Source organism: Pseudooceanicola spongiae, assembly GCF_014899185.1.
Taxonomy (GTDB): Bacteria; Pseudomonadota; Alphaproteobacteria; order Rhodobacterales; family Rhodobacteraceae; genus Pseudooceanicola; species Pseudooceanicola spongiae.
The window spans coordinates 3,586,644-3,607,821 of sequence record NZ_CP045201.1 but is presented as its reverse complement, the minus strand read 5'-3'; the positions used below and the strand labels follow the sequence as shown (position 1 = coordinate 3,607,821).

Sequence of the window (21,178 nt, the reverse complement as noted above, 5' to 3'; positions counted from 1 at the left end):
AGCCTGACTTTTAGCCTGGGGATGTAGAGACATGGGTTTATCGCCACAAGGCAGCATTTCGATCGCTGCCTTTCATCGTTCGCCTCTCATGGCAATTGTTCGACTGTTTCCATTCCTAAAGTCCTGTGATCTACATCACAAGTAGAGGTAGCATATCAGATTTTGTGGTCCGCTAAACCCAGCATGAATCGCTGTTTTGAGGTCGCCTTTTTGAAGCGCCGAACGTCCGGTTAGGGCCGGTCATGTCGCTCCGGCAGGCGCTGCGACCGCAACTTTGCACTGTTGGCTTTCTGCGCACTGCCGACCTTGGTGTCCGCCTTAGCGAACGATGGCTCACTGCCCCAATTTATGTCCCATACGTCACCGCCGCGACTCGCCCAATGCTCCTGCTTATGCGTTCGCTTTGGAAGGTATGGGCTGGACATGAAATAACCTCAGAGGACAGCGTGCTGGCTTCCTGTGCTCGGCCCAATTCCTAAGAGGCCTTTCCGCGCTTCCCCGCTTGCAACGAACTGCGCCCTCCGCACGTTGGGCTAAAGAACGCGTTAGCTTGAGAAAGGATTTGGCAGCATGCTTGACTGGATCGCAGAAAATTCAGGCACATTACAATTAGCTATCAGCCTGTTTACGGCGGTTGTCTGGCTCGCTTACCTCCATATTCTCTGGCTGAGTTTTCGCCGCCAACGGCAGACGGTAATCTTGATCAATCGCTCCATCGCCAATGACGAGAACGCCCATTGCTTCGTCACCAATATGGGGGCGGAACCGATCTATTTGATGGAAGTCATGGCGAGAGTTGTCACCCAAGACAAGACCTACGTCGTTAAGGTCACCGAACGCGAGGAGGTCGCCTTTAGCGAATTCGAGGACCCATTAGCCCGCACGAACCAAGGCCCCATCAAAAGCGGCGAGTTCATCGACATCGGCTCCTTTACCGACCTCCTACGCCGTGCAGACGTGCGCATTGGCTCCGACGGTATCTTTGATAGAGTGCTGCAGATGGACTTGACGGTCGCCGCTGTCGACGGACATGCCACCTATCTCGTGGCTGCGCGGCGCCAGTTCAAAGCACAATGGAATGACGGCAAACCTTATTTCGTTCCCAAGCGCGTGATAACTCACCAGATCCGTAGTCTATTCAGACGTCGTAAGATTGTCTCGATGCTGGAAGAGCAAATCGAATAAGGGTGGCTCAGATCAGCGTGTCCGGAATACCAGTCACCCGACTGAAACGCCAAGACCCTCGCGATCCGATTGGACTGCCGCATGCTGCTTCGCTGAAGTTGATGCCCCAGCGAATGGTAACTCACCGCGCGTCATGACCGACACGTAGCGCGGTTCTGCACGAGGTACGTAGTGCACAACTGTCGTCTCAGGTCCGGTCGCGTCTTCGACCAGGTCCCAAGTGCAGGACTTTGCAAAGGTCACTAACTGCGCGCCGCTGACGGTCTAAAAGTCTGCATCAATCGAAAGTGCCGCATCGCTTCGACGAACGTCTGCTTCCGGAAAGTCGGCCTCTGGGCCTCGCACCGGCAACGACGATTTTGCTGCGCCTGGCGCGAATGGCGTGGAAGGGCTGGTGCGGCCTGTTGTGGTGATCGCCGAGGCGGTTTGATGCGGATGACCTAGTGCTGCGCTGCCGCAAGGCAGGTTTGAGCCCAAACTCCACTATTTTACAGCAGAGCGAATGGCGGCTCTGGAGCTTTGCTGAAGAGGGTTGGCTACAAGCTGACACCATCCTTCGAGAGACGAGTAAACCATACCGCGGTGACTATCGAAGCTCCTGCAATCGCGAATGTCAGCTGCATACCTTGGCCAATCGCACTGGGTGGAGCCGTATCAATGGTGCCGGTTCCGACGCCGAGAGAGAAAACCGCCCCCATTGCCGAGGCCCCACCGACGAGCCCCGGATTGCGTGATAACGCAAGCAAGCCAGACACCGCTCCGCGTTCGCCATCAGGCACATTCGCCATGGCCATTGTGCTATTGGGGGGGTGAAACATTTAGTATCCCGGCGTCAGGATTGTGATGGCCGCGATGTACCCCCAGACACCTAACATCATCGGCATGGCCGACAAGGCAAATGCTCCAGCGGCCAATGCGACAAGCCCGAGCAGAAGGCCTCTAGGTGCTCCACATGCATCAACCAGATAGCCAGAGGGCACATCGATGCAGATCGAGATGAACGTGCCGATCGACATGATCAAGCCCACGGAAACGGGGCTCAGCCAAAGCGCAAAGCCGAGATAGAACGGCCCCACCAGCAATGTGGCCATCACCAGGTTTGCCACCAGAAGATTCGCAGCCATGCCGGGGATCACACCGTTTTCGCGCAGCGCGAAAAGACTGATCCGGAGCGACCTTGTGCCATGCGAGCTCTCAGGCAGGAAACGCCAGGCCAGCTTCCCATGCTCCGTGTCGACCGCAGCGAACGGCCCAGTGCCGACATTCATCGCTGTCGCAACAAATGATCGCAGGCAGCTTGATGTGGGCCGGGCAGTCCGACAAATTTATGTTGCGAGGCGTTCCTCGAGATCTAGCCGCATGGTCGCCATGCCCTTTCGACGGGAGAGCTCTTCGTATCCGGCCGAGAGATAGGCATTGAAAGCTGGCGCATTATCGATTTCCACCTTCAAGGTCACCGCCAGCGCGCCAAGTGCCCGCGCCGCCTGCTCCACGTGCTCCGTCATCTCCGCAGCAGCACCGCCGCGCGCCTCTTCGGTGACATAGGCATAGGTGAGGTGCCGCACCTCGGGCCCCACACCCTGCCTTAGGGCGAAGAACCCGACGTCCCGTCCCGCTGGATCTTGAAGGTAAAAAGAGACGTCCTCAGGCTCTCCAAGCCACTTTTGGTGCCATTCCACCTCATCGAAGGGAACTTTCGCATTTGGATTGAGCAGCGGAATTTCCACATCCGGCAGCATCGATGCCAATGGAGTGAGATCGCAGTCGTGGTTACAACGCAAAATGAATGCCATGGGTCCTTCCTTGGGCTGGGCCCGGCGCCAGCGCACCGGGTGCATTCTGAAAGGTGTGTGTTTTGCACAGATGCCTCGTCTGGGTCAAACAGAGTGCTCTCCGCGTCTCCAGAGGTTTCGCATAAATCGCAGATGTATTGGCTCTCTGCACCTCGTCACAGGCCCGACGCGAGCGGACCTCGTGGACATCGGTGCTGCTCGCAGCGACGTGCCGCTCAGAGCCCAAATTTGACATTGCCTAAGGATTGTTGACGCACATTATTCTCGGCATCCGCTTCCAATCCTATCTTCCGCCCTTGTTTGCAAACGCCCCAGGCGACTGGCCCTCGTGCCGGACAAAAGCCAGTCCAAATGCGCTGGCGGAGCCGTAACCAACCTTCAGGGCGATTTCGGTATTGGTCAGCCCACCTTGCCGTAGCAAGGTCTTGGCGACGGCCATGCGCCAATCGGTCGCGTATTCCATTGGCGCGCGGCCAACCTGCCTGCGGAACCGCTCAAAGAAGCCAGAGCGCGACATGCCGGCCTCTTTCGCCATTTCTGAAACGGAAAGGGCCCCGCCCGCCTCGGCGTGGATACGTTGCAATGCAGTGGCCAGTTGCGGATCTGACAGGCCACGCAGCAGCCCTGGCGGCAGGGTCGCTGCGGGCCCCGAGCGCAAGGCCTCGATCAGCAGGACCTCCAGCAACCGCTCTAGGATCATCCCACGGCCCGGCCGGTCGGCACGGGTTTCCTCATGGATCACCGGCACCAGGGCCGTCAGGCGGCTTTGCCCCGAGACATGGATCATCTCGGGCAGCAGCGACACGAGCAGGTCACTGGCCGGCGTATCGAAGCGGCAATGCCCGACGAGGGCGCGCACATCGACCGGGGCATCTGACAGGCCAAGCTGGAAGCGCCCGGGACCGGTTTCAAGCGGCAAGCGCGGCACATACGGCGGCAAGGGCACCTCGCTCGACATGGTAAAGCTCTGCAGGTGGGGGATCAGCACGAAATCCCCGGCCGTCAGCGTGACCGGATCGCGCCCGGTGACGTGCAGCCGGCACTGCCCTTCGACCATCGCGCAGTAGAACGGGCTGGCCATGTCGTGACGCTCCACCATCCACTGGCCACCCGCCTCGACCATCTTTGAGATGGAGACGGCAGGCTTGAGCAGGGTCACGACGCTGGAAAGAGGATCTGCAGGGGTGTCGAGCATGGATTTGGACGCTTGATGAATTATTGCGGATTTCTGAATATAGAATGACCGGAGCCTACCGTCTATCTCCTTATCACAACAGACAAGGAGATCTGAAATGCCTCGTATTCTCATCACCGGTTGTTCCTCCGGTTTCGGCCAGGCCATCGCCGCGCAGTTCCTCGATCAGGGTTGGGAGGTCATCGCTACGATGCGCAATCCCTCTGCCGAAGGGCTGCCGCAGTCCGACCGCCTGCAGGTGCTGCCGCTGGACGTGACCGACCCCGAAAGCATCGCTGCCGCGATTGCAGCGGCGGGGCAGATCGACGCGCTGGTGAACAACGCCGGTGTCGGCATGCTCAACGTGCTGGAAGGCGCGGACATCGGGCGGGCCCGCGAGCTGTTCGAGACCAACGTGCTGGGTGCCATGGCGATGGCCCGCGCCGTGATGCCAGATATGCGCGCGCGGCGCAGCGGCGTCATCGTCAACGTCAGTTCCAGCGTGACGCTGCGCCCTCTGCCCGCCCTGTCGATCTATAGCGCGAGCAAAGCCGCCTTGAATGCCTTTACCGAAAGCTTTGCGCTTGAGGCGGCGGAATTCGGTGTGCGCGCCCGTCTGGTCCTGCCCGGCAGCGCGCCATCGACATCCTTTGGGCGCAATGCCGTGGCGCGGATGGGCATGGATGTGCCCGAGGCTTATGGGGCCTTCGTGCAGGCCTATTTCCAGAGCCATATGTCCGCGACAGAGAAGACCCAGGCGAGCGATGTCGCGCAGGTCGTCTGGCGCGCCGTCACGGACGAGACCGCGCCGATGAAGCTGCCCGCAGGTGCCGACGCCGAAACCTGGTTCCGCGAAGCAGGCTTTGCCACGGCCTGACCTTCACAATGAGACGATCCCTTTCCAACGGAAACACCCCCATGAACAGACTGATCACCCTCTCCCGCGCCCTGCCGACACCAGAGCCACAGATCACCGTCGCCTATACGCCGATCCGGCTGCCCATGCCGGGTCGCCAACCACTTGAGCTGCGCCTGACCGCCCCGGCAGCCGGGGGTGACCTGCCCATCGTGATCCTGTCACATGGCTTCGGTCCCTCGAACTACCTCCCCTCCAAGGACGGCTACGCCCCCCTTGCCCAGTTCTGGGCCGAACGGGGCATCGCAGTTGTCCAGCCGACCCAGGCCAGCTCCCGGGTCGGCGGGCTGGACCCCGAACTGCCCAATGGGCCGTTCTTCTGGCGCGAGAGGGTGGCGGAAATGCGCGCCATCCTCGACCAGCTGGCCGAGGTCGAGCGGCAGGCACCCGCCGTGGCCGGGCGGCTGGACCATGACCGGATTACCGTGGCCGGGCATTCCTTCGGCGGTTTCACCTGCGCCCTGCTGCTCGGAGCACACCTGCAGGGCGAGGACTTTTCCGACCCGCGCATCCGGGCCGGTATCCTGCTGGCCGCTCCGGGCCGTGGCGGCGCGGACCTGACCCCCGAAAACGCCGAACGCTTTCCCTTCTTCGACGTGGACTTCAGCGGTATCAGCACCCCGACTCTCGTGGTTTGCGGTGCTGACGACGATCCGCATTTCACGCCCCGTGGCCCCGAATGGCATGCGGACCCCTTTCATGATGCACCCGGCGCCGATGCCCTGCTGACGATCAACGGCGTCGGCCATGGCCTTGGCGGTATCGCAGGGTGGGACGCGCGCGAAACCGAAGCAGAAGACCCCGACGCGCTGGAAGCCACGCGGCGGCTGACCCTGGCCTGGTTGAGGAGCACATTTGGCATAGAGCCCGCCGCTTGGACACTAAGCCAGTCCGCACTCAAAGAAAGCGCGGCGGCCATCGCGAAAATCACGTTGAGATAGAGATGAATTTCAGTGCTGGCTTTGTCCGCAGTTCTGACCGTCGGCTGTGAGGGGGTAATGCAACCGCAGCGACCGACAGCTTCAGCACGCGGAGGCGCGGCGTGAAATCGCAGCTGATCAGGTGAAAAGGCAGAGCTTGCGAAGCCCGCGTCCTGCGCCCCCCCTGACGGTCGAGTACTCTGCAGCATCATCGCGAGCAGCGCCGCTTTGCTGAGCCTCCGCTGTCGGGATCGTAGCCTCTGCATGCCGCAGTGTCCGACTTGCTGAAGTCGCAGGATTTAAAGGCCGACATCCCGCACCTTTGCAACCGAGCGGCGTAGTTATCATAAACCCAAAGCTGCCGTTGTTCTGGCCCCGCGACAATCCTCAGATCGTCTGCGTCCGTGCGCAAAATGGGCTTGCTGCACTAGAAAGAGCACGGTGCTCGTCACCAACATGCTCACCAGGAAATAGGGCGCGTTCAAGGGCCGCGGCTACGACACCAAAATCATCAGCCGGCTTATCGCCCTGCGCAAGCGAGAGCCTGACGACATTGCCGAGGAAGAGGCGGTGCTGGAGATGTACAAAGAAGCGCTAGGGATGGCTTGATGACAAGTTCACCACGCATTCTTAACGGTTGCGCGACTTCCTGCGTCCGCTGGACGCCTTTACTGCCAGAGGTCACGGCGCGTGGCAGTGCGATCTGTTGCCCGCCGACAAACAGACGAACCTGCATATTCAGGCCGATACTCGCAAAGTCCTGCATTGGGGCTGGGATCTGTTGATCGTGTCAAATCCGCCCTGCACCCGCCTGTGCCGGTCTGGACAGCGATGGCTGTATGGGCCGGGTAAATCGCACCCCCAAAAGCTGCCGAAGGGCCGCAGCCACGCAAGCATGATCGAGGAGTTCAAGCTGGGCGTCGAGATCTTTCAAGCCTGCTACAACGCCCCGGTCCCGCACGTCGCTGTCGAGAACCCCGAAATGAATATCCACGCACGGGAAGCCATGCCCGATCTGCCACGGCCGCAGATCGTTCAGCCATGGTGGTTTGGCGATCCGGCATTGAAAGCAACTGGCCTGTACTTGCGCAACCTTCCCGCCTTGACTGCAACCAACCGCCTTGATCCGCCTGCAAAGGACGCACCAGAGCGCAAGCACTGGGAAATGATCTGGCGCACGCCACCCGGCCCAGATCGCTGGAAAATCAGAAGCAAGACTTTCCTTGGAATGGCCGAGGCTTGGGCCGACCAATGGGGCAGATATGCCATCAGCAGGGGTAATGCGGCATGATCGGCACCAGACCATTCACGCCCGACGGACTGGCCGAACGATGGGGCTGTAGCGGCGAAACAGTTCGAAACATGATCCGAGACGGAATGCTCCCAGCTTTCCGCGTCAGACGAATGTACCGAATCCGCCCAGAGATTGTTGAGGGATAAGAATGCGCGAATACAGAATCGGACGCCTCAACGGGCGATTTGTCGTCACATGGAACGAACCGGGCGGAAGACGTCGACGTTATCGTCTTGACGCACACACGCCCAAGGAAGCCGAGCGCGAAGCGCGGGACCTAATCCTTGGAATAACCGCACCCGCCACCGGCATGACGGTCGGTCAAATTTGGGAGTCTTACCAGATCGAGGTCGGGGGACGCCGCCAAGCTTCCAAGATGGTTCAAACCGGGCGAAACGTTCTGCCCGACTTCCGGCATCTATCGCCAAATCAGATCACGATTGCGGACTGTCGCAGCTTCATCGCCAAGCGGCGAGAGGCAGGCCGAAAGGATGCCACGATCAGGACCGAGCTAGGGTGCCCAAGGACATGCCTAAGATGGGCACACAGGACCAAGCTGATCAGCGCAGCACCCGCGATAGAACTTCCCCAGACGCCCCCGCCGCGCGATAGATACCTGACACGCGCAGAGGCTGAGAGTCTGCTAGCCGCTGCTATCGACCCACATATTCGCCTCGCCATGCTGCTGATGCTGACCACCGCCGGCCGCATCGGGGCGCTTCTGGAACTGACATGGAATCGCGTCGACCTAGATCGGCGCATCATTCGGCTGGCAGCAAATGACACCGGACCGCGCAAAGGTCGCGCGACCATCCCAATAAATGACACGCTGAATGTAGCGCTCACCTTCGCTCGCGAAGGTGCCTTGTCTGATTTCGTGATCGAATGGGGCGGTCGTCAGGTTGGGTCGATCAAGACCGGATTCAATGCTGCTGTCGTCAGGTCCGGAATTGATCACTGCACCCCCCTCACGACCTGCGTGGCACAGCGGGTCGATTTATGGCCGAAGCTTTTGTTCCGATTGAAGAAATCGCTGAATACCTTGGCCACACCAATCCGAACATCACGCGCAGCACCTATGCCTGATTCAGCCCCGACTTTCTGCGTCGCGCAGCTGGTTCTCTGGAGTTTAGCAGCGCAGGTTCGGTCCACAGACCAAAAAGAAAACCCTAAAATATTCTTAAGTCATGCCAACGAAAGGGAATGTCTGCGCAAACCGAAAATCGGCCGCAAAATGAAGGCTTAAAAATACAATAAAAACAGCGTCTTATACGGTGCCGAAAACGAATCGAAAGCAATACCCTGCGCAAGAAAGGTATAGTCTGCGCAAACTATTTTTGATCTTTTTTCAGTGTCTCTTAACTGGCTTCGCCCATGAAAAAAACCGCCTCGAAGAGGCGGGTCATGGTGTCGTGGTGGTCGGATCTGATTGGTATCAGTCGTCGAGGGCTTTCACGAACGGGTGGTCTTTCCGGTACAGCGTCAGGTAGCCGCTATGCATGAAAGGCGTGGCGACCCGCGCGCATTCGGTTTTGGAAACCCACCAATCCGCGAAGTGATCCCGGGTCAGGGTCTCGGCGCCGGCATGCTGTGAAACGGCGACCGCACCTTTGGTAACCTCCAGCAGCAGGCCCCACCGCGACGCCGAGGCGGCGACAAGCCGGTCGAAGAAGTCCTGTGTCATCAGATCCTGGTCCACCTGGGCCCCGGCCCGTAGCGCGTAGCTGCCGACGATTTCATGGATGGTCTGATAGTCCTCCGGGACGCTGATGTCGCTGAAGCGGATGCGGTGCAGGAGGCGGTAGAGCTGCGGCTCCGACTTCATGTAGCCATTGAGCTCAGGCACCCCCGAAAAGATCAGGATCAGCGGCCAGTCATGGGACTTCATCAAGGTCTTGAACGAGTCGAGGACTGCCAGCCTGTCAGCGTCGCTCTTCGCCCGGAAAATGTGCTGCGCTTCGTCGAAGTGGATACCGACGATGCCCGCCAGCTTGGCCTCGCGCACCACAATGTCCCAGATATCGCTTTGCGTCAGTCTGGCCTTGGCGCTGACCGGGTAGCCGAGGGCGTTCGCCGTGGCCTTTCCGAGATCCTTCCACGTGCCGATGCCCTTCAGCACGCATTCGGCAAACCGCGCGCGTGACCCATCCGGCAGGATGATCGCGTCGTCATTGAAGCGGCGGATCAGGGCGCCGATCTCCGTCGTTTTGCCGCTCCCGGAAGGGCCCGTCACCAGAAGCCCTTGGGTTTCGAAACGGTCGCCGTTGATCAGGTGTCCCAAGTGCGCGCTGAACACCCGGGCAAAGTCCGACTTCAGCTTAGCGGCACGGACCAGGGGATAGATCCGACTGCCCGCGTCAGCGGCTGCGTCCCTGTAGGCCTCGATGATGAACTCGCTCATACCTTACTCTCCGTGATGGGACTGAACATGGGTTTCGTGATCGTGATCTTTTCGTCGGTTGCCGCCTCCGGCAGCGTCGCGTCCGTCGACATCGCGTCGGGTTCGATGAGGTGTGGCGATGCTTCCGAGGGCAGGGCGTCTTGTGCGGCGGGTGAAGACATCTCATCCTGGGCCGCCACGTCAGTACGAGGCGCGGTAAAACCGGGGCGGTCCATGATCGACCCGGGTTCCACTGTCGTGACCGACCTGCTCATCGATACGACCTCGACGTTCGCCATGTCAGCCGCGTCTTTCCAAAGCTTGTCGATCCGCACGTACGACGAAGGCAAGTTCGAATCCGGAAAAAAGCCTGACTCACGAACCCTACGCCGACGAGCCTCTTCAAGATGTCTTTGATGCAATGCTCGCAATTCAGGGTTTGCCTCGATGGCTGCACGCTTGACATCCAAGGCCTCATCCAGCGTCAGATCGGCGAATGTCGTCATCTGCAGGTCGGCGATGATAACGTCCTTCCATTCAGCATTCAGGATGGTCACCTTTCGCAGGTCGTCAGGGTCCAGCATGACGGTGCATTTCACTTGCCGCTTGGCCGCAAGAGTTTGCAATTCCGAGCAGTTGTACGGAATGCCGAAGACCTTTACGCCCTCCGATGTCGCCGTTGCCTGCACCTCTTCACCAAGGTGCAGGCGGACCAGATCGGGTGTCGGGGCATCAATCCCGTCCGATCTCATTTTGACTTCCTCGAATTTCTGCCAAGGCGTCGCACCGAACATGCCCGTGCCGTTGTGGGGGTTGTACGGGTACTCGTCTACGAAGTAGCGGGTGATAATCCCCATCAGAGCGTCGGACGTGATCACAGCTTTCTTCTGACCGTCGTATCCGTTCAACTCACCTGGCCGGCTGCCGGTATAGCCTGGCAGGAAGTTAAGGACCTTCCACTGCAGAGTCCCGAAGGGGCGTTCTGCATAGGCGTTGTCGGTCGAGTTGTATGCCCGGCCGGTCATCACCGACGTGCCGAGCCCGAGCTGACTGGCATAAACTTCCGCGTTACGGGCTGCCGTGCCATTGTCCGACTTGACCAGAGCCAAGCTCACTGGGCGTGCGGGATCGTGCTTGCAGCCATAACGGACCTTTTCACGGGTCTTGTCGCGCAGGGCCATCCGGAGCAGCTTCTTCTGATGATCACCGTCAGCCGTCTCGGACAGGAGCCACGCCAGCGGCAGCCGGGTCGCCAGATCGATCATCAAGAACAGCCACAGACGCCTGATTTCCCCTTTCTCGAGGGGCTCAGTTGCTTTCGCAGGGTCGATCTTCTTGACGAAGATCTCGCCTTTTGAATTCGTGAAGATCGACATGAGGTACTGATCGGTCGGGCACGTCTCACCGTATTTCAGGGCGCGAATGTCCGTCGATCCGGCGCCATACTTGTTCTGCGCGTGTCGTTTGCCGTTCCGCCCTGCTTCCACCAGCGGGCGAGGCAACTCTCGAATGCGCGTCCGGATCGTCGTCACAGAAGGAAGTTTTACGCCCCTGAGGATATCCTGCTCCGAAAGCTCGAACGCTGCCTTTCCGTTCTCGTAAAGAGGCCCGATTTCCGGTTGCTGCGTACTTAGATACAGGTTGGCAACATAGGCAATGAACCTTTCCTGCGTCGCACACATCCGCCGCCTTTGATCTTCTGGCGGACCTTTCAGATGATGACGGCGTGCCAGCACGATCGGTTCGCGACCAAAACTGATAAAGGTGTTGCGCATTTCCTGAAGGACGCGACCTGTTGGCAATGAGTGCGGGCGCTTGGCACTGCCGATGTGGACGTCATGAAAAAGTTTCGGGTCATTGGTGAGCACCTTTGCCATTTCGCGAAGACGCTGCCGGACATCACGCCGGGCAAGATGCCGCTGGGTAAGCTTTCTGCCCTCCGCTTCAAGGGCATCCATCGCATGGATCAGCCCCAGTCGTGCGCGCACATCGCGCTGCTCGGGCGCGGGCAAATGAGCCAGTTTTTCAAGGCCGCCCGTGTAGTCCAGAAGCTTCCGGCGGGTCTCGGCCATCACGGGCGTGATGACTTCGCCGTCACCGACAGTCAGGGCCTCGGTGACGCGCCGGAACGGCAGTACGATGCACTCGCCATCGTCGATCCCCTCGACGGCATACCCTTCGGGATCCTTGCCAACCACGCGCCAGCGGCGACGTTCAAGCACCAACTCCGACCCTTGCGGGATCCTGTATGTCGCCTTGGCGGACATCAGGCGACCCAGATCCGGGAGTATTCACTGATGACGGTGTTCCAGTTCGCCTTGATCGCGCCCTGACCCACGAGACGCAGAACCGAATTCAATGCCCGGCCCCAGGCGACATCGCATTGCACCAGCAATTCGCGCATGAGCCAATAGTGGCAGGTCAGGGCACGGTCGAGGACGTGCCGGTCGGCATCTTCGTCGGCTGCCAAGGTCGACTTGTAGATCCGGAGCAAATTGTCCCGGTAAGCGCGCGTGTAGTGATCGCCGTTCACGACGATAATGTCGTCCGCGAACGAAGCTGGGGTTGCGGCGAAGATCGCCGTGATTTCGTCCTGGGTCTTTTGCCGCGCTAGGCTTGTGCCATTGCGCACGAAGACCGCACGCCTGAAGCCATCACTGAACGTGATGCGCAGATCGAAGCTATGTTCGTTGGGTTTCTTCTTGCCGTACGGATAGAAGATGGGCGGAAGCTGAACCTCAAGCCCGTAAAGTTCGGGCGTCAGAATCGCCTCGATACCAACCGCCATCTCCCGCTGACCATCGAAGTGATAGACCTTGCGCTGTCCCTTCGTTGCTGGCGTGGCGAACGTCATGGAGACGCGGGAGGCCGAGCTGCTGCGGGTCAGCGGATTACGGTAGCCGTCATAGGGCAGGACACCGTGGATCGGATTCACTTTCAGCGCGGGAAGCTTTTTCTGCTTTCCTGTCGATGTGTCCCATTCAAGAGGATATGGCATGACGTCTCCGTTCTCATCCGCTCATGCGAGTGAGGTCTTGAGTTAAGATTTCCGGGTTTTGATCGCGGTTGCCTGAACTCTCTGAAGTCCTTCCTAGGCAAGATTATGCGGCCAACAGCCCTCTTCTAGCGGTGCATGTTCAGGTGCGCATGGCGATGCGGAACGCGGTTTTCAATGTTCTCCAACCCGCGCGGTGCGGTTCGGCGGGACCGTTCAGCCCCATGCGATTCGAGTCAATTATTATTTTATTACAGCACATTAGCTTTCTATTCCCTCCTCAAAACTCGCACGCCCGATCGCCATGTTAACGTCCGTGATGGCTGTCATCTCATCAGTTGGCCCAGCTCTGTTTGCGCCTTGTGATGAGGATTTAGGTTTCGGCTTTTGCGAATGAAAGCTTGGGGGAGCGCTGAGGTGTGGACAGAGTATCTACTTTACTCAATTCCGACCGATTGCCAGCGCCGCCGCTGCATTTCGCCTTCGAGATGCAGCAGATGGCTTTCGCTCCCGAACACCATATCTGGGGGGAGGTTTGGAAAATCGATGCAGATGCAGCGCCCAAGCAGGCCGCCATGGAACTTTGCCAAGTCTTTGGTCAGTTTGCTCCGGAGCCGGATGGCAGTCGCATAGGCCATGCCATGATCGTCCTGGAGCTCACGCAAAGTCGGCATCGCGCCTCTTTGCCGGTACTGGATGATCTCTTCGGCGAGCCCGAAATAGAACCGTAAGCCCCGGTGGATGCCATGCAGATCCGTTCCCGATGTCAGGCTGAACTGCTTCTTGCATTTCCGGCAGGTCTGAACTTTTCGCAGATCAAGAAATTGGACATTCGTCTGAAAGCAATCCGGACATACCGGTCCATCTGGCCACCGAACCTGATACAACCGAGCCTCGCAGGCTGCCTCTGATGGAAAGGCGGCATCAAGACCGGCATCGGGCAGGCCGAGATACAGTGAAATCCAGTGTATCCGTTCCAGAGTCTTGTTTGGGAATAGGTCTGGCGTCATGAGGGGGCGATAGCACATCCCCCTCGTTCGAATGAACAGGTTAAGTCATGGCGCGAGGTCATAACGCAAACGGAAATTTCCGATATCCTTTCCGGTCCAGATTTTCACGGATCGACTTGGACGGTGGAGGTTGCAAGCCACCTCCGGTGCTCCAGTGCCCGAGGCCGATCTAATCTGGACCTAACGGATCCGGCCGATCAGGATCATGCAACAACCTCATATCCCTGATCCTTCATCCTCTGCAGCAGGTCCATTGCATGCGTGGCCTGAAAGTCCGAAGGTATCCGTCGCGGCATCGAGGCGCAGATCTGCAGGATCTGAAAGTCCTTGGGTGACAACTTCCGTTCAGCTCTGCCCCAATCCATAACCCTGTCCCAGAACTCGGCCCCGAGCTTGACCACCTCGGTCTGAGCGTTGATGCTGGCGGTCAAGGCCTTCTTCGCCCGCGCGTCCCTTACTGCGGTTCGTACGCTCTCGACCAGCGTGAGGCAGCTGGCGAAGTCGTCGTCATAGTCGAGCTTCCTGCCTTTCAATCCATTCCAGCATGCCTGCTGCTTGGCCCACTCCGACATGTTACGAACCCCGGCCGGTGGATGGGTAATGACGTCGTTCGCCTCTGCCGCAGCGACGAGAAGCGCACGCAGCAAGGGCGCCGGGGCAGCCTGACGCCGCCAGATGGCGTCAACGTCCAGAACCTGCTTGTCGCTGGTGGCGTCGTGGAAGACCTTCGCCATGGCGTAGGTAACGATATTCGCGCGGTAGCCGCCTTCGTACCAAGGCTGTTTCGGCACCTCGGTTTCCAGCTTCCGGAAAACAATTGCTTTGGCGATCAGGCGTCGATACCAGAGCTCATCGTATCGAGCATCGCTCTTGGCCCAGGCCTCGCCGATCTCCTTGGCGAATTCGGCGAAATTTTTCTGTGCGCCTCGTGAAACGATATGGGGATGCCCGGCGGCCGAGTACTCGAATTTCGCGAGGTCAGTCTTGATGAAGAGCTGAGACTTGGGGAACTCGAGGTCGAATTTCTTCTGCTGGGCAGGCGTCAAGCGAACCCGCGCATTGATGAACTGACCGCGGGACCGCTCATAGAACCATTTGCTGTCATGACGCTCGCCGTCTCGGGCCGTAAAGATCACGCTACGCGAAAACTGCTCGATCCGGATGTGAAACGGGTGGTTCGAGAAGAAATCCGCCGCGTTCACCTTGTTCTGGGTGTTCGCGAACTCGGAAATCTTCGGGACGATCTCCTCGGAACGGTCGGGCGCGACAACGGTCAACTTCATCTGGACGAAAACCTGTGGAAGCTGTTCCTTGGCACTCTTGAGCCCAGTGTGGATCGAACCGGTAGTCTGTGCGCCGTTCACGATCTGCAGGTTGCTGATCGATGCAATCGCAAGACCATCATCCGTGCGCACGCAGGCAACATCATCCGCCGTCGCAGACAGCCCGTTGTTGTAGGGAAAGAACAGCTCCGGCTCTTCCTTGATCGTCTTCTGGATTCCCTTGTTGGTTTTTGCTCGCGCTTGGAGAAACGAACGAACATTGGCCTCGAGAAGACGGGCGCCCCAGCGGTCGTATATCGCTGCAAGCTGCTCACCAGGTACGATCAGGAGATAACTTTCTAGCGCTGCGCCCTTCTGCGAGGCCTTTAGCGCTGGAAGGGGCCCACCGAAGTCCCCGGCGAAGTCGATCACCATATCTTCGAGGGCCTGACCTGAACGGTCGAACCGCTCGAAACGCGCCAGATCCCAAACCGACCAGGTCACCGGCACATCGTCGAGCTCCTGCAGCTTCACCGCATCGTCCCGTCCAATATACTGGCGGTTCGATACGAGGATCAGCTTGACCTTGGTAACCTGTGACCACGTCGTGATGATCAGGTCGGAGACCTGAAACGCGGGGCTAACCTCGTTCAGAGCATCGCGGAAATCTTCTGACCGGGCCTTTTTCAGAAAACGGATCAGTGGGTTCAGAATGGGCGGAACATCGCCTTTTCCAAAGGTCTGAACCTCCTCACTGTCGATGAAGTCGCAGACGATCAGGCCCAACACTCCCGCGCTGTCTCGAGGGTCACCCGCATACCCGTCAACCCTGAGCCTCTGCCCCCCTTCGCCGCTCTGGTAGTAGGCACGATCTGCCACCTCGAGCTCGCCCGCTTCCGTCAGGCGCTCGGTCATTCGATCGAAGAAGGCCTCGACCGGGAATATCCCGCTGGCATCGGCTTCGCGCCGGATATCGGCCATCAGATTCTTGTGGTACTCCTGAAGTTCACTCATGCCTGCCCACCTTCAATCAATCCAGCCCGTACATCATTCCAAGCCTTGAGGAATGGGGAACACGCTGAAAGCGCGAGCGCGAAGGTTACACCGGACACGCCGAGCAGGACCGGAGCGGCGATCCGAGGGAAGTCCTCCGTCACCGCGAAAAACTCGGGTGCGGAAACGATCCAGCGCCATGCCGAGTAGTCATGAAGGGCATCGTAACCTACGTCTGCTAAATGCAGTTCCCAATCCATGACCGACGATGGTTCGGTGCGCTCCAGAAGCTTCGTGACAGTGTCTACATGCTCAGTCAGGGTCCGTCCATGCGGCGGCTGCACCTTGTCGACGGCCAGCACTGCCAGCCAGATGCGGCGATCAGGCACATCGGCCAGCTGATGCTCGCTCGTGATCTTAACGAATGGCTGGGACGCGCCGCGACGGGCCTTGACCTCGATGCAGTCCGCCTTGAGCTCGAAATCCTTAGGCGCGCCAGACGGTCCCATCCATGCGGAAAGTGCGGGCTTTGGCCCAAGCTCAGCGATCAAAAGCTTCAGAACCTCGATCTCGCCGATCAGGCCCTTCTGTGCCTCCTCCGACAGGACCTCCAGCTTGCCGCCGCGCAGAAGGTAGTGCCAACGGAAAGTGCGCCCGATAGCGCGCTCCAAGGCCTCGGATTCGGTCTCAGCCAGTTCCCCCGCCGCCATAACGTCGCGGCAAAGCGTTTCGAACAGCTCCATCTGGGCGTTGTCCTTCAGGCGGATGTACAGGATCGGGCCGCCCGGCAGGGTCTGAAAACGGATTTCGAGGCTCTTGAGCTTGGGCAGGTCCGGGGCAGGACGTGGCAGGTCACTCAGCTGCAGAACCAGTGTTGCATCTGCCCGAGGCATCACGGCCCAGAACCAGTTCCATCGGGCCGCGGCATCGACCCGGCGCGTGTCGACCTTGCCCGCCTCGAGACCGGACCAAGGTGTGTCATTCGGGATCACCAAGCGCCTCCTGTTCTATCTCTTCCTCGCCGAACATCTCGCGCATGCGGATGGTGTTCACGACGTATTCGACGGTGCCACCACCGATCCTACTGGACGGGAACGAGAGGCCCCACGCAAGCACCCCTAACGGCATGACTGGATCGTCCAGTTTCGGCTTGACGAGACGGAGGATCAGCAACGGGCGGCGACCGGGCACTTGCCGGTAGATTCTCGGGTTGACGGTCTTGGGCAGTTTTTGATCTGGCCGGGAAAGGCGAAACGCTTCACGCGCATCGGCAATCTGTGTTGCGGTCAGGCCTTCGGTTTCGTCCTCGGCAGAGCCAATCCGACGGCTTGCACCGCTGAAGGCAAGAACGTCGCCCCTTGCCATGTCCGGATCGACGGAAAGTTCGTAGGGCACGATATCGAGCCCTGCAAAATGTAGGGGGGTCATATCCTTACGTGTAGAGCTGGCGATGAAGACGTCCCATTTAGCCAATTCGTCGGCAGCTCGCGCGTCGATGTAGTCATTGATCAACTTCGGATCCGTGAGCGGGTTTGCCGGGCGAAGGCCCGGTTCCGTTCGATATCTTCGAAGAAAGTCCTTGATCAATTCAACGTCTACCCCCGAGAGTAGATAACCCCTCGGCCGTTCCGAGCGCGACACTCCCATGCTTGCGGCAGAGTTCAATAGGTCATCTCCCGCGCGAAGGTTTGCATCAAGCTGTACATGGTCCAGAACGATCCGGGTGGTTTCGATCAGGTTTTCGGCCAGCCCAACCTTGACCGGCAGCTCTTTCCCGGTCCCCATCTTGTTACGCGCCGTCACGATCAGCGCCTCGGGGTGGCTGCGCACGGCGAGGCCAAATTGCGCCGGCGTTGCTTTTGCAAGCTCCATCCGCTTCAGCTGTATCTGAAGGTCGTCCATTGCCTCATGGATGTGCGCGTACCAGCCGACGCCATCTGCAGGCATCCAGACCCGACAAAGGTCTTCGTACCCTGGCCGGTAGCCGAACCAACGGCCCATCTGCATCAGCGTGTCGTACATCATCGAATTGCGCAGGAAGTAGCTGACCGTCAGCCCTTCGAGGGTCAGCCCCCGTGAAAGCGAAAAGCCACCGACCGCGACCACCGTGATCCCGTGTTCCCCCACATGGTCATAGTCCAGCGCTTGGGCCCGCTTGGAGGCGTTGACCTCGACCACGCGGGCCGCCACCAGTACCTCGTGCAATCGCGCCTGCACCGATGGCCAGTCTGCCCCCTCGGCGTCGGCAAACTCCCGTTTCCATGTTGCGTGCAGCGCCGCGATCTCGGGATTACGAAGCGCAGCCGGACCCTTTCCGGCATCTACGGCAACTGCGTCACGGATATGCGCCACCATGTCGGCAATCCGCGATCGAATCCGCCCCTGTACATCCGTAAACCGCGAAGCATTGACCAGCATCGACGCGTGATCGGCCTGCTGACCGCGGGCATTCCGGATCGCCCGGGCAACAATAAACGCGCGCACAGCCTCTACCAAGCTACCCGGAATCACATCGACCGAATGGTCGATCTTGTGCTTCATCGGCATCACATCCTCGTTGTCGTCGATCAGCCGGATGTGCTGATCCCGCGCGTCGAGAAAGATCTTTTGCGCGCCGAAATAGTTCGAGGGTGCGTCCAGCCCGATGATGAAATCCCGCGGAAACAGGTCCTGTTTCAAGGCCTCGTCATCGGTGTCCGGATCGATAAAGATGTTGGCGAATGGTGTCGCTGTATAGCCGACGTAGCAGCTGCGATGGAACAGCGACAGCAGCTCGCGGATCTGGCTGTTAATACGTGTCACCTCGTCCCGCTGATAGGCCGTGTTGATCGAGGCGTTGTCGGCCTCGTCATCGATCAACAGCATCGGCTGGCTGACCATCTGCGTGCTCTGGTGAACGGAATGTTCCTTTAGCCATTCCAGCAGGTTTTTCAAAGTGCTGGAATTCTTCTTGATCACCAGAACGACCGGAACATTGATCTGGCTCAGCTGTGCGGTAAAGGTCGTTGCCGTCGCCTTGTTGAAATCGCGCAACGTGTTGGTCAGCGAGACTGGGAACTCGCGCTGATCGAACTGCCCGACGCCGATGATCTTCTGTCGTTGCGCCTTGTTGGCGTGGGCAAGACGCCCGGTATCGCGACCGATGAAGCCTTCGTCAATCCGCGCCTGAGTCTGGTTGCGCAGATTGTTGTGGATGCCCGCGATCACCACGATCAGCCGGTAGCCGGCATCTGCCGCCTTGCAGATCAGGCCGGTGTAGTTCGCGGTCTTGCCGCTCTGGACATGCCCCACGACCATACCCCGGCGGCTCCACGGGTTCAGGTTGTTCGGGTTACCAAGGCGATCAAGCACGCGGTATGTCACCTCGTCCGTCCCGTCGATCACAGACTTAGGCAGCCCTTTCAGGCCCAGTAGCCTGCGATAGCGGCCCCAGTAGAAGTCTTTGATTTCCCCATTGATCCTCGCGTCATGCAACCAAGGCTTGAAATCTTCGGCATCCACGATAGCCCCGAGTCCCATGCTGATGCCATATTTCTCCTCGATCAGGCGAGCCAGCTCCTCGGCGTCCGCATCCTCGATCTTGCCGACAAACATGGGCGTGTCCCGCAGCTGCGCGATGATGTCCCGGATGGACTGTGCAGTATGTGGTCCTGCCTGCGAGGCCATATACATCGAGGTCATGCCTTCGAGACTGCTGAGAAGTGGAGTCATTGCTGCTCGCTCGCTTCCAGTGTCGTCGCGATGATGCGCTGCGTGTCATCCCAGGCTGAACGGAACGGATCAACGTCTTTCATCAATGCAATGATTTCCTTGATATCCTTCCGGCTTCTCATGAGTACGGACAACGTTGCCTGCACGGCCTGAACGAGAGTATCCTCATCCACCCGATCGGGTACAATTTCCTCCGCCGTTCCGGCCATATCGGCATGCAGGGTCTCTACAGGAAGCGATGCACCGACGAGTGCAATGCAGTTGTAAAAGCCGCGTCGCAAGTCCGGTGGCAGGCTTTCGGCGAAATCCGAAAAGGCCGGATGCTCGGCATTCGGTCGATAGCGGATCTGCCCATCAGCTTGGATGCGGTTCCACATCGGAAGCCGCTCATGATCGACCAGCTTCTGGCCGCGCTTGCGGTAGGTGCGCTTCGATCCGTCCTGAATGCGCTCGATAACCCTCTTGAGACGATCCTTGACGATCGGCGGCAACTGCGCCGAGGATTTCTTCACATCGATCTTCCAATCGGCGTCCATGCTGTTGGGAATGTCGATCCTGACGCGCGACAACTTGGTCAGTTCTGACTGGCGGCATAGTCCGAACCACGTTCCGTAGAGGATCAGCCTCTTGCCGCGATAGAGGTAGAAACCCTGTGACTTCAAGTGTCCCTCAGGGCCAGCAATGTCATCCCAATCCATCTTGCCCATCTGTTTGTGGTGCGGCAACGTAAAACTCTGGATTTCGACATCACCCCGGATCATCGAAAGCCGTTCTTCTGGGTCAGCAATGGTGGCCGGGTTCTTTCGGGCAAATGGATCAAGTGGCGGAAGCACCCGACCATTCAGCGAGATCGAAAGCGGTTTTGCTTCTTCCATGAAACGATGAAAGACGAGGCGAAGGTGCCGCTCCGTTTCGGCAATGCGCTGATTGATGACCTCGGCTCGCTTTGCTGCGTTGTGAGCGTATCCACCCGACAAACGATCCAGCTTTTCCCAAAGAACGAGGGTTCCGGATTCGCCCAGCTTTTCGGCATCCGGAATCCCGGATATGTCATCGGGCAACCGCACCGCCCATTCGTTCCGCTCGGCGACTTCATCCAGATCCCAGACCGCCGCCGATGTCCTGCCGCCCTTCCGTGACACAACGGTCAGCCGACGACATTGAGAAAAACTTGCGCTCTTCATGCCTAGACCGAAACGGCCAAGGTCCGGGTCGTCTCGTGTTTCGAGGGGATTGCGACTACCAGGACGCATGGCCGCAATTAATTCCTCTTCCGTCATTCCCTCGCCATCATCGAGGATTGCGATATGGGGCGCCTCCGCGAACGTCTCTGTGACGATCCGAATTCGCCGTGCTCGGGCCGTTATCGAATTGTCGATAACATCAGAAATTGCGGTCTCTAGGGAATAACCAATATCCCTCAAACCCTCGATCAGCGATGCGGCATGCGGAGTTGCATCGGCGCGACGTGACGAAACAATTTCCTGCATGTGATCCTTCTTGCCTTGATGCCTGCCGTAGCATGGCGTTCAGGTCACGATATTG

Annotated in this window: 17 protein-coding genes and 1 pseudogene; 7 read left to right on the top strand and 11 right to left on the bottom strand. The window is 59.0% G+C overall.

Annotated elements, in window-relative coordinates:
- Nucleotides 1-570: 570 nt before the first annotated feature.
- Complete coding sequence (locus tag F3W81_RS16915) at nucleotides 571-1,185, top strand: hypothetical protein (RefSeq protein WP_193080444.1); 615 nt, start codon at nucleotides 571-573, stop codon at nucleotides 1,183-1,185.
- Nucleotides 1,186-2,003: 818 nt separating this feature from the next.
- Here F3W81_RS16915 and F3W81_RS16910 read toward each other — a convergent pair.
- The 3 genes from F3W81_RS16910 to F3W81_RS16900 all read right to left on the bottom strand — a co-directional run bounded on the left by F3W81_RS16910 (nucleotide 2,004) and on the right by F3W81_RS16900 (nucleotide 4,173).
- The gene (locus F3W81_RS16910; protein WP_226941721.1) at nucleotides 2,004-2,309 is read right to left on the bottom strand and encodes a hypothetical protein; all 306 of its coding nucleotides are present in this window, start codon (nucleotides 2,307-2,309) and stop codon (nucleotides 2,004-2,006) included.
- A 201-nt stretch (nucleotides 2,310-2,510) separates the two neighbouring features.
- Entirely contained in the window at nucleotides 2,511-2,978 is a 468-nt protein-coding gene (locus F3W81_RS16905; protein ID WP_193080440.1) for a GNAT family N-acetyltransferase, read from the bottom strand.
- A 283-nt stretch (nucleotides 2,979-3,261) separates the two neighbouring features.
- A complete protein-coding gene (locus F3W81_RS16900; RefSeq protein ID WP_193080438.1) occupies nucleotides 3,262-4,173 on the bottom strand; it encodes an AraC family transcriptional regulator in 912 nt (303 codons plus the stop codon).
- A 97-nt stretch (nucleotides 4,174-4,270) separates the two neighbouring features.
- On the opposite strand from F3W81_RS16900, the gene F3W81_RS16895 reads away from it, so the two are divergent.
- From F3W81_RS16895 to F3W81_RS21250, 6 genes and pseudogenes are all read left to right on the top strand, one after another.
- Complete coding sequence (locus F3W81_RS16895; protein WP_193080436.1) at nucleotides 4,271-5,029, top strand: SDR family oxidoreductase; 759 nt, start codon at nucleotides 4,271-4,273, stop codon at nucleotides 5,027-5,029.
- 41 nt (nucleotides 5,030-5,070) lie between these two features.
- Nucleotides 5,071-6,009: an alpha/beta hydrolase family protein gene (locus F3W81_RS16890; RefSeq protein WP_193080434.1), complete on the top strand. Its 939-nt coding sequence runs from the start codon at nucleotides 5,071-5,073 to the stop codon at nucleotides 6,007-6,009.
- 462 nt (nucleotides 6,010-6,471) lie between these two features.
- A pseudogene (locus F3W81_RS16885) lies at nucleotides 6,472-6,597 on the top strand (GapR family DNA-binding domain-containing protein); the annotation flags it as partial.
- Between the two features lie 28 nt (nucleotides 6,598-6,625).
- Nucleotides 6,626-7,279 (top strand): hypothetical protein, encoded by a 654-nt coding sequence (locus F3W81_RS16880; RefSeq protein ID WP_319022269.1) that lies wholly within the window; start codon nucleotides 6,626-6,628, stop codon nucleotides 7,277-7,279.
- Nucleotides 7,276-7,428, top strand: a complete 153-nt coding sequence (locus F3W81_RS21180) for an excisionase family DNA-binding protein (RefSeq protein WP_193080432.1) — start codon at nucleotides 7,276-7,278, stop codon at nucleotides 7,426-7,428. Before F3W81_RS16880 ends, F3W81_RS21180 begins: the two co-directional genes overlap by 4 nt.
- A gap of 2 nt (nucleotides 7,429-7,430) precedes the next feature.
- A complete protein-coding gene (locus F3W81_RS21250; RefSeq protein WP_456107208.1) occupies nucleotides 7,431-8,528 on the top strand; it encodes a tyrosine-type recombinase/integrase in 1,098 nt (365 codons plus the stop codon).
- A 189-nt stretch (nucleotides 8,529-8,717) separates the two neighbouring features.
- On the opposite strand, the gene F3W81_RS16865 is transcribed toward F3W81_RS21250, so the two are convergent.
- The 8 genes from F3W81_RS16865 to F3W81_RS16830 form a co-directional block, all read right to left on the bottom strand.
- Entirely contained in the window at nucleotides 8,718-9,683 is a 966-nt protein-coding gene (locus tag F3W81_RS16865; RefSeq protein ID WP_193080431.1) for an ATP-binding protein, read from the bottom strand.
- A complete protein-coding gene (locus F3W81_RS16860) occupies nucleotides 9,680-11,929 on the bottom strand; it encodes a DDE-type integrase/transposase/recombinase (RefSeq protein WP_193080429.1) in 2,250 nt (749 codons plus the stop codon). Before F3W81_RS16860 ends, F3W81_RS16865 begins: the two co-directional genes overlap by 4 nt.
- Nucleotides 11,929-12,660 (bottom strand): hypothetical protein, encoded by a 732-nt coding sequence (locus F3W81_RS16855; protein WP_193080428.1) that lies wholly within the window; start codon nucleotides 12,658-12,660, stop codon nucleotides 11,929-11,931. The genes F3W81_RS16860 and F3W81_RS16855 overlap by 1 nt, the downstream gene beginning before the upstream one ends.
- A 434-nt stretch (nucleotides 12,661-13,094) precedes the next feature.
- A complete protein-coding gene (locus F3W81_RS16850) occupies nucleotides 13,095-13,685 on the bottom strand; it encodes a transposase (RefSeq protein ID WP_193080427.1) in 591 nt (196 codons plus the stop codon).
- A gap of 185 nt (nucleotides 13,686-13,870) precedes the next feature.
- Entirely contained in the window at nucleotides 13,871-15,943 is a 2,073-nt protein-coding gene (locus tag F3W81_RS16845) for an AIPR family protein (protein WP_193080426.1), read from the bottom strand.
- Nucleotides 15,940-16,914 carry a PD-(D/E)XK motif protein gene (locus F3W81_RS16840; protein WP_226941720.1) on the bottom strand — a complete coding sequence of 325 codons (975 nt, stop codon included), beginning with the start codon at nucleotides 16,912-16,914 and terminating at the stop codon, nucleotides 15,940-15,942. The genes F3W81_RS16845 and F3W81_RS16840 overlap by 4 nt, the downstream gene beginning before the upstream one ends.
- The gene (locus F3W81_RS16835; protein ID WP_193080424.1) at nucleotides 16,901-19,633 is read right to left on the bottom strand and encodes a Z1 domain-containing protein; all 2,733 of its coding nucleotides are present in this window, start codon (nucleotides 19,631-19,633) and stop codon (nucleotides 16,901-16,903) included. Before F3W81_RS16835 ends, F3W81_RS16840 begins: the two co-directional genes overlap by 14 nt.
- Complete coding sequence (locus tag F3W81_RS16830) at nucleotides 19,630-21,123, bottom strand: ATP-binding protein (protein WP_193080423.1); 1,494 nt, start codon at nucleotides 21,121-21,123, stop codon at nucleotides 19,630-19,632. The genes F3W81_RS16835 and F3W81_RS16830 overlap by 4 nt, the downstream gene beginning before the upstream one ends.
- Between the last annotated feature and the right edge of the window lie 55 nt (nucleotides 21,124-21,178).